Source organism: Rahnella victoriana (genome assembly GCF_021276285.1).
Classification (GTDB): Bacteria; Pseudomonadota; Gammaproteobacteria; order Enterobacterales; family Enterobacteriaceae; genus Rahnella; species Rahnella victoriana.
Genome location: NZ_CP089919.1, coordinates 2287079 through 2300077 on the forward strand (window position 1 = coordinate 2287079; position 12999 = coordinate 2300077).

The window sequence follows — 12999 nt, forward strand, 5'->3', positions numbered from 1 at the left end:
ACCAACAAAAAAGCCACTTCTTGCGAAGTGGCTTAATCGTTTGAATTTCAAGCTAAAATTTGGTGGCCCTTGCTGGACTTGAACCAGCGACCAAGCGATTATGAGTCGCGTGCTCTAACCAACTGAGCTAAAGGGCCGAGGTGCGGGATTATACGGTAAACCCGGCTTACAGGTCTATATGTGTTCGGTTTGTATGCGCGTTTTGTGCACAGTTGTAGTCTGTTGTGTTCGCAGCATTTTTTTACCGATAAGTCCGGTAAATACATCTCAGGATAGAATAATGATTACAGATATTATTGCCGACGATCTTTTAGTTGTGTTCTGCGGCATCAATCCCGGTCTTTCGTCAGCCCACAAGGGCTATCCTTTTGCCAATGGCAGCAACCGTTTCTGGAAGGTTATCCATCAGGCTGGATTTACCGGACGTCAGTTAATGCCGGAACAGTGGCAGCAGTTAAAGGATTTTGGTTGCGGTATCACTGCGCTGGTGGCGCGTCCGACGGTGGCAGCCAGTGAGTTAATGCGCGATGAATTGCGCGAAGGCGGCGAAGTGTTAAAAGAGAAGATCCTGCGCCATCAGCCACGGGCGTTAGCCATTTTAGGTAAGCAGGCATTCAGCCAGGCTTTTGGTATCAGCAAAGTGAGCTGGGGCCGTCAGCCGCTGAAAATGGGTCGCACTGAGGTCTGGGTGCTGCCGAATACCAGCGGACTGAACCGGGCGACACTGGATGAGCTGGTATCGGCATACCGTGAGCTATGCTTATCATTACAACGCGATTCATAATCCCGCTATGTCGTCCTGATGTTGGTTTAGATATAAAATCCTCACAAAGCGATCCTTTTCAAAGGATCGTTTTGCTTTTATGGGGTGAGTCAATTCATTCCACTTTTAAATTCGCTCCTCAGCCCCTGAAATCCCCACCCATACATTTGTATATTTAATGTAAGAGGAATGCTTCCCCCGTGTGAATGCCTCCAACTGAGCTAAAACTTATTCCATCACTTCATTCGGGGTGAGCAGCAGAGCAGTCGGGCAATGTGATTCTTCAGGAGCAGGAGATATGGCTAATGTTGAAACAGAAGAAAGGCAGGAGAATCTGGAGGAATGGTTCGAATTATTTTCAGGGCTACCGCTCCGGCATTCGGAAAGAGAAACAAGGTTAATCAGCTTTTGTGAAAAAAACCGTGTCAGCATTATGTCGGTGATGCCCTGGATCGCATCAGAGTTTGCTGAACACGGAGGGTTCTCCGGATTATTTCATTTTATTCATCTCCACGGAGGGCGAAAAATATACATGCCCAAAGAGGCAGAGAAGTTTTATCAGATTTACGGGATTAATATTCCACAAAATAAATATAACAGGATTTATAAAAAAATTGATTCTTCAGGATATCTGGATACGCCATCCAACTGGGGTGTGTTTATCGCCATTCGCCGCGCAGCAATGCAAGTGGCGATGAAAGAAGATATTCCGGCAAAGCTACTCACACAAACTTTTGGTATCACGATGAGAAGTATCCGGCTTATTAAATCACGCAACGCGTGTCTGTAAAGGAGGTAGAGGAAGTTAAGAGAAGGCAAAGACTACACACAATTATTTTCTCATTCATTTAAATATAAAAGGTAAATATTATGACTCAATATTCTGTCACTGTAGCAAACAACTCTGTAAATACCGGCGCAATCTGTATTTATCAAACGTCTCCGGATATCAGCGATCCTCGGGTGATGTCGCTGGCATGGTTCTCCAAAGTGGCGCACCCAAAAACCAAAGTGCAGTTTGACTGGGGCATTGATTACAGTTTTGTTTGGGATGAAACCGGTGTGCTGATCCCCGGTGTGACATTCGATGCCTCTCAGACCCTTCCTGCCAGCCTGACGAGCAATAATCAGGTGACGCTGAGCTATTCCGCGGGGGCGTTCGAGTTCGAACAACAGACCACCGGCGGTAAGAACGGCACGTTGTATATCACCAATGACAGCAGTCTGCCGCTCAATCAGGCATCGGTCGGGGTCGGTATGTCGGGTGCCGGTACCTTTGTGGTACAGGCGCAGCCGAACATCAACCTGACCTTTACACCGCATCCAACGTACTGGATCACTTTTGGTAACTATACGCCGGGCCAGGTGCTGGATGTTGGGCAGATCACCAATAAGCAACAGCTTGAGTTTGCGCCGAACACTTACAGCCTGAACGTTCAGCTGAAAAGTGATAATACCTGGAGCGTTGGCTGAGCCATTAATTTCATTTAAAGATGGGGTAGAATGATGATACTTATCGTATGTACTGATGATCCGGAACTGGAACATGTAGCGAGAGAAACATTGCGTCGTTATCCTGGTATCTATGGCGCAACCTATAAGATATTTCACTCTCAGCTAAGGGAACTGAGAAAAGATGAGGATTTATTTATTATTTCTCATGGTGCATTCCAGGGGGATAATGACCGGCCAGTGATCGGTGATAAAGAAAAAGCATTTTATTTAAATGGTGATGCACTTTATCTGAACATCAAAGAGATTATTCCTGAGAATTATAAAGGGAATGTTTATATTGATGCCTGTGAGTCCGCAGACAGTACTGAAGACCTGCTTAGCTTCGCCGAAACATTTTATCTGGATTTTCATGCTGATCATCAGGCATCGAAAGTTCTGGGTATTACCGGCGTGAGTAATGGGCTTATTCCATTACCTGACGACTCGAAATGGATTAATGTCGATCTGGAAAACAGCTAGCAGCAAATAGCAGCCATGATGGACTGTGACAGTTACCTGTAATAAAAAAGCCCCGGCGTTTCTGCCGGGGCTTTCTGTTTGCGACTGGCAATCTGAAAACGATTAATCGTCCAGGAAGCTGCGCAGTACTTCGGAGCGGCTCGGGTGGCGCAGTTTACGCAACGCTTTCGCTTCGATCTGACGGATACGCTCACGGGTCACGTCGAACTGTTTGCCCACTTCTTCCAGCGTGTGGTCAGTGTTCATATCGATACCGAAACGCATACGCAGAACTTTCGCTTCACGTGCAGTCAGGCCAGCCAGAACGTCATGCGTTGCAGAACGCAGGCTTTCAGACGTCGCAGAATCCAGTGGCAGCTCGAGGGTGGTATCCTCGATGAAATCGCCCAGATGCGAATCTTCATCGTCGCCGATTGGCGTTTCCATGGAGATTGGCTCTTTGGCAATTTTCAGCACTTTGCGGATTTTGTCTTCCGGCATCAACATACGCTCAGCCAGCTCTTCCGGTGTCGGTTCGCGGCCCATCTCTTGCAGCATCTGACGGGAGATACGGTTGAGTTTGTTGATCGTCTCAATCATATGTACCGGGATACGGATGGTACGCGCCTGGTCGGCGATGGAGCGGGTGATAGCCTGACGGATCCACCAGGTCGCATAAGTTGAGAACTTATAACCACGGCGATATTCAAACTTATCAACGGCTTTCATCAGGCCGATGTTACCTTCCTGGATCAGGTCAAGGAACTGCAGACCACGGTTGGTGTATTTCTTGGCGATAGAAATAACCAGACGTAAGTTTGCTTCAACCATCTCTTTCTTCGCGCGACGGGCTTTCGCTTCGCCGATCGACATGCGACGGTTGATGTCTTTAACCTGTTCGATAGTCAGGCCGGTTTCTTCTTCGATCTGACGCAGTTTCATCAGGCCGCGTTGCACGTCTTCGGTGACTTCTTTCAGCTTCTCAGACCATGGTTTACCCATTGCCAGAGCGGCATCAAACCAGGTATCGCTGGTTTCGTTACCGGCGAACAGATTGACGAAGTTTTTCTTCGGCATTTTGCACTGTTCAACGCACACTTTCATGATCAGACGTTCCTGAGCACGAACGCGATCCATCATGGAACGCATGCTGTTAACCAGGAAATCGAACTGTTTTGGCACCAGACGGAACTGTTTGAACACATCGGACAGCTTCAGGATTTCTTCTGCTGCGCTCTTGTGACTACGGCCGTTTTTCTTGATGACCAGACGCGTCGCTTCATGCTGTTCACGCAGTTCGGTGAACTTCTGGCGAGCCAGTTCCGGATCGATGCTGTTGTCGTCTTCAGCGTCGTCGTCTTCATCTTCGTCTTCGTCGTCATCATTCTGCTCTTCAGTGGTCAGTTCAGAACCCACGTGAGTCGCAGTTGGTGCGATTTCTTCTTCGGCATTCGGGTCAACAAAACCGGTGATCAGGTCAGACAGACGTACTTCGCCTGCTTCCACACGGTCATATTGCTCTAACAAATAAGTGATAGCTTCAGGATATTCAGCAACGGAGCACTGGACCTGATTGATACCGTCTTCGATACGTTTGGCGATGTCGATTTCGCCTTCACGGGTCAGCAACTCAACGGTACCCATCTCGCGCATATACATACGCACAGGGTCGGTGGTACGGCCAATTTCGGATTCAACGCTGGAAAGCACCTGCGCCGCGGCTTCTGCAGCGTCTTCATCGGTATCAGGGCGGTTTTCGGCCAGCATCAAATCATCGGCGTCCGGTGCTTCTTCAAGTACCTGGATGCCCATGTCGTTAATCATCTGGATGATGTCTTCGATCTGGTCGGAATCGACGATATCTTCCGGCAGATGGTCATTGACCTCAGCATAGGTCAGATAGCCTTGCTCCTTACCACGGGTGACAAGTAGCTTAAGCTGTGACTGCGGGTTTTGCTCCATAAGACGGTATCCACACTTCAGAGTATTTGGGTTGGTGTCGGTCGGGTAACATCGCCAACAATAACGTTAGGGGCGTTTATTGTGCCGCGGCCCACCAGGGCGGCTCTGCGCAGGGCCGTGCCCCGCTTTTTATCGGCACTTAAGCCGTGTTTTCTGTTTTACCCGTCATACTTCGAGCCGTAGATGCGTTGGCCGCCTTCCTGCAACTCGAATCATTTGGGATAAATTATGTTCTTGTTATGAAATTTTAACTTTTTCTCGCTAACACCTGATTCAGGGAACTGACTTCGGTTCGTTCCTCGGGACTCAGGCCGTGCGTCCTGGCTTTGGCAATCAAGGTTTCTAGCCGCTGCTCTAAAATAGAGTCATACAGGCTGGCTAACGTGGCACGAAATTCCTCTTCGACCATGTCCTCTACGATCATGTGGTTCCATGTCGCCAGAGTTTCAAGCTGTTGGTAGAACTTATTGTCGCGATACAGCTCCAGTAACTGGCCTGTGGTCAGCCCCGGCTGGGCTAAGCAAGTGGTCACTAACTCGCTGAACAGATCCAATCCTGGTTGCTTCGCTTGCTCCAAACCTTGCAGCGAGGGTATAAGTGTAGCCAGTTGTGGATTTTGCACCAGTAACCCTATAAGTATACGCATGGTTGTGCGTTTTAGCTGGGGCGCCTGATAGACATTGCTACTTTCTGCCTGTTTAGGCATCAGCTTTTCCAACTGGCTGTCATCTAAAATGCCGAGCTTATTCCCTAACTGTTGACGCAAATACATCCGTAACGTTTCACCGGGAACCTGGCGGATCAGCGGCAATGCCAGCATGCTCAATTTGGTGCGCCCGTCAGGGCTGCTCAAATCAACCTGCGGCATCAGCGAATCAAACAGGAAAGTGGACAGCGGCATCGCCTGTTCCATCCGTTGTTCGAATGCTTCTTTGCCTTCTTTACGTACCAGCGTGTCCGGATCTTCGCCGTCGGGTAAAAACATAAATCGCAGCTGACGGCCATCATTGAGATACGGCAAGGCCGTTTCCAGTGCGCGCCATGCGGCTTCACGTCCCGCGCGGTCGCCGTCGTAACAACACACGACGTTATCCGTACTGCGGAACATCAGCTGAATATGATCGGCTGTCGTGGACGTGCCCAGTGAGGCAACGGCGTAATCAATGCCGAACTGCGCCAGAGCGACAACATCCATATACCCTTCAACCACCAGCAAACGCGCCGGTGTCGGGTGCTTTAACTGTGCTTCATACAGGCCATACAACTGGCGGCCTTTATGGAAAATTTCGGTTTCCGGTGAGTTGAGGTATTTCGGCATACCGTCACCCAACACCCTGCCGCCAAAGGCAATTACGCGGCCACGTTTATCGCGGATCGGGAACATTACCCGTTCGCGGAAACGATCGTAGCTGCGGCCATTGTCATTGGTGACCAACATACCGGCATCGATCAGGGACGCTTTATCATCGGCATTTTTACCGAAACGCTTTAATGCGTTGTCCCAACCCGGTGGGGCGAAACCGATAGCGAAGTGATTGATGACGTCTTCACTCAAACCACGCCGGGCAAGATATTCCCGTGCGGGGGCACCTGCAGGCTGTTTAAGTGATTGCTGATAGAACTCGCTAAGCGGTGCCATCAACTGGTAGAGGCTTTGACGCTGATGACGCTCCATCTGGCTTGGACCGGTGCCTGCTTCGTACGGCACTTCCAAACCCTGCATTGTCGCCAGTTCCTCAATGCTTTCGACAAACTCAAGCCTGTCATAGTTCATCAGGAAATCGACGGCATTGCCGTGGGCACCACAGCCGAAACAGTGATAAAACTGCTTATCGCCATTTACGGTAAATGAGGGTGTTTTCTCATGGTGGAAAGGGCAGCACGCGTGATAATTTTTACCCTGTTTCTTGAGCTTTACCCGGGCGTCGATCAAATCGACGATATCGATGCGAGCCAGCAAGTCATTGATAAATACGCGCGGAATTCTCCCAGCCATAAGCCCCTTACTCACTAGCCTATAAACGAGAACAAGCCGCGCATTCCTTTCGGAAAGCACGGCCTTCGTATGCTACTACGCAGTCTGCGCGTTCTTAATATTGCAAATCACGCGATTTGGGGTTGCCCCCGAAGATTAATACAGACGAGTGCGGCGTGCGTTTTCGCGAGCCAGTTTCTTGGCGTGGCGTTTTACTGCAGATGCTTTAGCGCGTTTACGTTCGGTAGTCGGTTTTTCATAGAATTCACGACGACGAACTTCTGCCAGAACACCTGCTTTTTCGCAGGAACGCTTGAAGCGACGCAGAGCTACGTCGAACGGCTCGTTTTCACGTACTTTAATTACAGGCATGTGCCTCTCACCTCGATAAAATCGGTTTGTTTGCTGATGTTGTACCAGCACATTTCAAAATGGTGCGGAATTTTACTCCAATTCGCGTCGTCTTGTAAAGCATAACGGCAAATTGAAACAGGCGCTATCTGCAACCCTTCTGCAACATTGTGCGCTCGCTTTTGCGTCGGGCGGCGATTATATACCAATCAATCGAAATTGCTCGACATTAATTGGCCCGGGAAGCAAGGAATTCCCACTCCGGTGCAGCACGCGCCGAGGCTTGTGTGCTAAACTGCGCGCCGCGAGTTAGCGCGAAAACATGATGGATAGAGTGATGCGAGTACTGGGTATTGAAACGTCCTGCGATGAAACCGGAATTGCAGTTTATGACAGCGAAGCCGGTTTATTAGCCAACCAACTGTATAGTCAGGTAAAACTGCATGCAGATTACGGCGGTGTGGTGCCTGAACTGGCATCGCGTGATCACGTGCGTAAAACAGTACCCTTGATTCAGGCCGCGCTGAAAGAAGCCGGGCTGACCGCTCAGGATATCGATGGCGTGGCGTATACCGCCGGTCCTGGTCTGGTTGGCGCATTGCTGGTGGGCGCAACCATCGGCCGGTCGTTAGCTTTTGCCTGGGATGTGCCTGCGGTGCCGGTGCATCATATGGAAGGCCATTTACTGGCTCCGATGCTGGAAGATAATCCGCCAGATTTCCCGTTTGTCGCGCTGCTGGTCTCCGGTGGGCATACGCAGTTAATCAGCGTTACCGGCATTGGTGAATACACCTTGCTGGGAGAGTCGATTGATGACGCCGCCGGTGAAGCCTTTGATAAGACAGCGAAATTATTGGGTCTCGATTATCCCGGTGGTCCGTTGCTGTCAAAAATGGCCGCTCAGGGCGTAGCAGGACGTTTTACCTTCCCGCGTCCGATGACAGACCGTCCGGGGCTGGATTTTAGTTTCTCCGGCCTTAAAACGTTTGCAGCCAATACCATTCGTGGCAATGACAGCGACCCGCAGACGCATGCCGACATTGCCCGCGCTTTTGAAGATGCGGTGGTGGATACGCTGGCGATTAAATGCAAACGCGCACTGGATCAGACGGGTTTTAAACAGCTGGTGATGGCCGGTGGCGTCAGCGCCAATCGCACATTACGCGCCAAACTGGCGGAAGTGATGGCGAAACGCGGCGGTCAGGTATTTTATGCGCGTCCTGAATTTTGTACCGATAACGGCGCGATGATCGCCTATGCGGGCATGGTGCGGTTGAAAAGTGGTGGCACCCCTGAACTGGGTGTGACAGTACGTCCGCGCTGGCCTCTGGCTGAGCTTCCGCCAGTTTGAGTCAGGCTTCCGCCAGTCTGAACGGGGCTGCGACTGCGTTGCTGCGTCGACCCGAAATGCTCACATACTTGAGTATGCTGCGCTTTCAGGTCTCCTGACGCCTTGTCTCGCTCCCGCTCAGTCAGGCTGGATGAGTTAAAAAACCAATAAAAAACGACCCACCTGAGGTCGTTTTTTTATGTCTGAAATCTGACGTTATCCGTTATTCGGTCTTATCTTCTTTCGCCGCTTTACGTTTCTTCTTCAGTTTGTCCCAGATTTTTCCTTCCTGCCCACGCCACAGACGCTGAATATTGTCGTGATGGCGTAACAGTATCAGACAGGAAAGCATGGCGACCGGGAAGGTGAACTCCGGTTTGAACCACCAGACATAAAATGGCGCAATCAGCGCGCTGACAATCGCGCCCAGCGAAGAGTAACCGCTGAGCAGCACGGTCAGCAGCCATGTACCGGTCATCAGGCCGGTTAAGTCCCAGCCGATAGGGGCGATGGCACCGAAGGCTGTGGCAACGCCTTTGCCGCCTTTAAAGCGGAAAAAGACCGGATAGATGTGACCGAGACACGCCGCGATGGCTGTCAGGCCAAGGTACATCGGCGGGATGTTCAGGCGATACGCCAGCCAGACCGGCAGCATACCTTTGAGCACATCGAAAATCAGAACGGCCGCTGCGGCCAGCCGGCCACCCAGACGCAAAACGTTAGTGGCACCAGGGTTACCGGACCCCGCGGTGCGCGGATCAGGTAAGCGGGCTACCCGGCAGACCAGAATCGCACTGGAAATCGAGCCGCAAAGGTAGGCGAAAATAATCATTCCAAGCGCGGTAGCACTCATAAAGCCGTTCCGTCTAATAAGGGTCGTTTTAATCGCAACATCCATGGATAATACGCATTTTCTGCTGGAAGTGGTATCCGGCTGGGCCAAAAACAGAGAATCGCGTGATGGATATCGTATTTATTGAGCAACTAAATGTAATCACCACCATTGGCGCTTACGAGTGGGAACAGACCATTAAACAGAAACTGGTATTCGATATCGAAATGGCCTGGGATAACCGTAAGTCCGCTGCCAGCGACGATGTGAATGACTGTTTAAGTTATGCTGACGTCAGTGATGCAGTGATTGAACACGTCGCCTCACAGAACTTCGCGCTGGTGGAACGAGTCGCTGAAGAGGTCGCCACGCTGCTTCTGAGCCGCTTTAATTCGCCATGGGTACGCATCAAACTCAGCAAACCGGGCGCTGTGGCGCAGGCGGCGAATGTGGGTGTGATCATCGAGCGTGGAAAACGTTTTTAATCCTGTGATGGATACAATTTAGAAAATGCTTGTCTATTTAATGTCATAAAGAAGCGTTAAAAAGGAAAGTCCGGATTTTCGGCCTTTCTTTAACGGAGCGGCTATGTGTGATGCCGCTTTTTTGTTGTCTTTATTTTGAGCATGTTTTCCCATCAGCGGATATTTAACAGGGTAGGGTGCGGTAATGATTGTTGAAAGTCATTCTTTACTTGTTGCGGCTATTTTAGGGGTGGTTGAGGGGCTGACAGAGTTTTTGCCAGTCTCTTCTACGGGGCATCTGATCATTGCGGGTAATCTCCTGGGCTTCACCGGAGATACCTCAAAATCATTTGAAGTGGTCATTCAGTTAGGATCGATTCTGGCTGTGGTGGTGATGTTCTGGCGTCGTCTGTTCAGCATGATTGGCCTGCATTTTGGCAAGCCGCCGGTGCATGAAGGAACAGGTTCCCGCCGGTTGAATTTACTGCATATTATTCTGGGAATGATCCCGGCCACCGTCATCGGCTTGCTGTTTCATTCGCAAATTAAGTCGTTGTTTGAACCAAAGTTTGTGATGTATTCGCTGGTGGTCGGCGGGGTGTTACTGATTGCCGCTGAGCTGCTGAAGCCGAAGAAACCGCGTGCCGAGGGGCTGGATGATATCAGCTACCTGCAGGCGTTTATGATCGGTGTGTTCCAGTGTCTGGCGCTCTGGCCGGGATTTTCCCGTTCAGGTGCCACCATCAGTGGCGGGATGTTAATGGGGATCAGCCGTTTTGCCGCGTCTGAATTCTCCTTCCTGCTGGCCGTGCCGATGATGATGGGTGCCACAGCGCTGGACTTATACAAGAGCTACAGCTTCCTGACGCTGGCTGATTTGCCGATGTTCGCCACCGGTTTTATCTCCGCGTTTATTGTCGCGCTGATTGCCATTAAAACCTTCCTGGCGGTGATTAAACGCATTTCGTTTATCCCGTTTGCGATTTACCGCTTCTTCGTGGCGATCGCCGTCTATATGGTGTTTATCGCCTGACAGGTGTTTCCTGATGCGATAAAAAAGCCCCGCCGGTGAATGACCGTGCGGGGCTTTTTTGATCAGGCAAACGTCAGCGTTAAATCGCCACGTCCTGTTTCTGTTTCCAGTCGGCGAGTGCCTGAATACGGCGTTTCTTCAGTTCATCGCGGATAGCGATGCCCTGGAAACCGTCATCCAGCACTTCTTTATTGCCGATGCTGTTCGCCACCTCAAAGGCTTCCCGCAGATAATCGCCCTGCGGATAGGGATTATTTTCAAAGGTGGTGCGCCCGCGCGCATCGGCTTCGCTGGTCATGATCATCTGTTCAAGGCGCTGCGGTTTACGCCAGACATCAATGGTATCAAACAGCTTTAACAGGGTTTCTGGGCGCAGTTTATTGACGGTGTGGATCAGGTCATGGAACTCCGCCACCAGTTTCGCTAAATCGCGGATATGCGTCGGTACTTTCAGACGCTGGCAGATATTTTCCACCAGTTTCACGCCCGCCGGGCCGTGGCCGTGATGGGCAGGCCAGAATTGCGGCGGCGTCAGCGCCTTACCCAAATCATGACAAAGCGCCGAAAAACGCACATCCACATCGGGCGTCAGCGTACTGGCAATTTTCAGCGTCATCAGCGTATGGACACCGGTATCAATTTCCGGGTGCCATTTCTCCGGCGCAGGCACGCCAAATAATGCATCGATTTCAGGGAACAAGACTTTCAGGGCACCGCAGTCGCGCAGCACCTGGAAAAAGACCTGAGGATCCTGCGTCTGCAACGCCTTCTCGGTTTCTTTCCATACGCGCTCCGGCGTCAGGGCTTCGAGTTCACCGCTTTCCGCCATCTGCTGCATCAGCGTCCGGGTTTCCGGCGCGACCGTGAAACCTAAATGTGCGAAGCGGGCAGCAAAACGGGCAACGCGCAGCACGCGCAAGGGATCTTCGCCGAACGCATCGGAAACGTGACGTAACAGGCGTTGTTCGATATCGCGCTGTCCGTGATACGGGTCGACAAGTTCGCCGTCTTTGCTGCGGGCGATGGCATTGATGGTCAGATCACGGCGCATCAGATCTTGTTCCAGCGTGACATCCGGCGCGGCGTAACAGGTAAAACCGTTGTAACCGGAACCTGATTTGCGCTCGGTACGCGCCAGGGCATATTCATCGCGGGTACGGGGATGCAGGAAAACCGGGAAATCTTTGCCGACCTGCTGATAGCCGTTTTCCAGCATGTATTCAGGCGTCGCGCCCACCACCACCCAATCGTGTTCAGACACAGGCAGGTTTAATAAACTGTCTCGGACTGCGCCGCCGACCAGGTAAATCTCCACGCGATAACTCCTGAAATTAGCCAAGGGACTCTGTTTTCATCATAGCAAAGTTGCGCTGAAGATTTCCCGATTGATGGAAACACGAAAAGGCACCGAAGTGCCTTAGGGTATGATTCAGGAGGGTGAACTTCAGCTCATCCAGCGATCTTTTTTCCTGCGACGCGGAACCAGATGTGGCAATAGCAGACCCAGAACCAGACCGACGCCTGCCACACCGCCACCATACATAAACCATTGCAAAATAATGGTTCTTTGCTTGTCATCAAGCTGAACGTTCACGGCGTCGACTTTCTTTTTGGCAACGATCAGCTGGTTTTTCAGGTCCTGATTTTCTTTTTTCAGGCCGTTGATGATGCCGTCACTGGAAGAGACTTTGCCCTGCATTTCTGCCGTGCGCTGGTTCCAGCTGGAATCGATATTGGTCAGCTTGTCGGTCAGCGTTTTCACCTGTTGTTCCAGATCCGGAACGCGGGTACGCAGGCTCGGCACATTGCTTAACTGATCAAGCGGGATCCAGGCGGTTTTCCCTTTTGAGTCAATGATTTCACCGTATTTCGTGCTGTCGTTAACACTGCGCAGGGTCACTTCTTCACCGGCATTCAGGGTGCCAACAATACGATACTGATTACCCGGACCGCTGTGGATATAGGTGATCAAATCGTCGGAGATATAGCGCTTCTCATCAGCGTGAGCGCCCCATGTGATGCTTAAACCAAGCAAAGCGAAACCAATTAGGCGTAATTTCTGCATTATTTCATCGTTTCTTTGTGAATGAGGGAACGTGAAGTGTGGATCCGTTTTATCAGGATACGTCTTCTGGCAACCGCCTCTGTCCGGCCATTGCACTCATATAGGTACTAAAAGTTCGGAGACCGATAGTAAGGGCAACAGTGTGACGACGCAATGTATAAACCGGAATGAGAACTATCTTACAATCCCGCAACATGCGGCTTGCGCGCTGTGCTTATGATAGAATTGCAGCGACGCGTTAATCCCTTTTGGCAGCAAAGAATCGGTGTGA

13 protein-coding genes and 1 tRNA gene are annotated in these 12999 nt (G+C 50.9%); 7 read left to right on the plus strand and 7 right to left on the minus strand.

Features of this window, described 5'->3' with window-relative positions; all coding sequences use genetic code 11:
* Positions 1–60 precede the first annotated feature (60 nt).
* Positions 61–137: transfer RNA gene (locus J9880_RS10585), tRNA-Ile, on the minus strand.
* Positions 138–280: 143 nt separating this feature from the next.
* Here J9880_RS10585 and mug point away from each other — a divergent pair.
* The 4 genes from mug (at position 281) to J9880_RS10605 (ending at position 2737) form a co-directional block, all read left to right on the plus strand.
* On the plus strand, positions 281–784 hold the full coding sequence (gene mug / locus J9880_RS10590) for a G/U mismatch-specific DNA glycosylase (RefSeq protein WP_095923573.1): 504 nt from the start codon (positions 281–283) through the stop codon (positions 782–784).
* Between the two features lie 277 nt (positions 785–1061).
* Entirely contained in the window at positions 1062–1553 is a 492-nt protein-coding gene (locus J9880_RS10595) for a hypothetical protein (protein ID WP_095923572.1), read from the plus strand.
* A gap of 80 nt (positions 1554–1633) precedes the next feature.
* A complete protein-coding gene (locus tag J9880_RS10600; RefSeq protein WP_095923571.1) occupies positions 1634–2236 on the plus strand; it encodes a protein rhiA in 603 nt (200 codons plus the stop codon).
* Between the two features lie 30 nt (positions 2237–2266).
* Positions 2267–2737, plus strand: a complete 471-nt coding sequence (locus J9880_RS10605; protein WP_232770426.1) for a hypothetical protein — start codon at positions 2267–2269, stop codon at positions 2735–2737.
* A gap of 102 nt (positions 2738–2839) precedes the next feature.
* Here the strand turns inward: J9880_RS10605 and rpoD are convergent, their stop codons facing one another.
* The 3 genes from rpoD to rpsU all read right to left on the minus strand — a co-directional run bounded on the left by rpoD (position 2840) and on the right by rpsU (position 7025).
* The gene (gene rpoD, locus J9880_RS10610) at positions 2840–4678 is read right to left on the minus strand and encodes an RNA polymerase sigma factor RpoD (RefSeq protein ID WP_095923569.1); all 1839 of its coding nucleotides are present in this window, start codon (positions 4676–4678) and stop codon (positions 2840–2842) included.
* Between the two features lie 247 nt (positions 4679–4925).
* Positions 4926–6674, minus strand: coding sequence for a DNA primase (gene dnaG / locus J9880_RS10615; protein ID WP_232770427.1), 1749 nt, complete (start codon positions 6672–6674; stop codon positions 4926–4928).
* Between the two features lie 135 nt (positions 6675–6809).
* A complete protein-coding gene (gene rpsU / locus J9880_RS10620; RefSeq protein WP_001144069.1) occupies positions 6810–7025 on the minus strand; it encodes a 30S ribosomal protein S21 in 216 nt (71 codons plus the stop codon).
* A gap of 316 nt (positions 7026–7341) precedes the next feature.
* Here rpsU and tsaD point away from each other — a divergent pair, with 316 nt between their 5' ends.
* Positions 7342–8355 carry a tRNA (adenosine(37)-N6)-threonylcarbamoyltransferase complex transferase subunit TsaD gene (tsaD, locus tag J9880_RS10625; RefSeq protein WP_095923567.1) on the plus strand — a complete coding sequence of 338 codons (1014 nt, stop codon included), beginning with the start codon at positions 7342–7344 and terminating at the stop codon, positions 8353–8355.
* Positions 8356–8557: 202 nt separating this feature from the next.
* Here the strand turns inward: tsaD and plsY are convergent, their stop codons facing one another.
* Positions 8558–9187: a glycerol-3-phosphate 1-O-acyltransferase PlsY gene (gene plsY / locus J9880_RS10630; protein ID WP_112152105.1), complete on the minus strand. Its 630-nt coding sequence runs from the start codon at positions 9185–9187 to the stop codon at positions 8558–8560.
* Positions 9188–9294: 107 nt separating this feature from the next.
* Between plsY and folB the strand changes: the two genes are divergently transcribed.
* Entirely contained in the window at positions 9295–9651 is a 357-nt protein-coding gene (folB, locus tag J9880_RS10635) for a bifunctional dihydroneopterin aldolase/7,8-dihydroneopterin epimerase (protein ID WP_095923565.1), read from the plus strand.
* 187 nt (positions 9652–9838) lie between these two features.
* Entirely contained in the window at positions 9839–10663 is an 825-nt protein-coding gene (bacA, locus tag J9880_RS10640) for an undecaprenyl-diphosphate phosphatase (RefSeq protein ID WP_119823462.1), read from the plus strand.
* Positions 10664–10742: 79 nt separating this feature from the next.
* On the opposite strand, the gene J9880_RS10645 is transcribed toward bacA, so the two are convergent.
* Both J9880_RS10645 and J9880_RS10650 read right to left on the minus strand, forming a co-directional pair.
* Positions 10743–11978: a multifunctional CCA addition/repair protein gene (locus J9880_RS10645; protein WP_131693276.1), complete on the minus strand. Its 1236-nt coding sequence runs from the start codon at positions 11976–11978 to the stop codon at positions 10743–10745.
* Positions 11979–12107: 129 nt separating this feature from the next.
* Positions 12108–12728, minus strand: coding sequence for a TIGR04211 family SH3 domain-containing protein (locus tag J9880_RS10650; RefSeq protein WP_095923563.1), 621 nt, complete (start codon positions 12726–12728; stop codon positions 12108–12110).
* Positions 12729–12999: the final 271 nt, after the last annotated feature.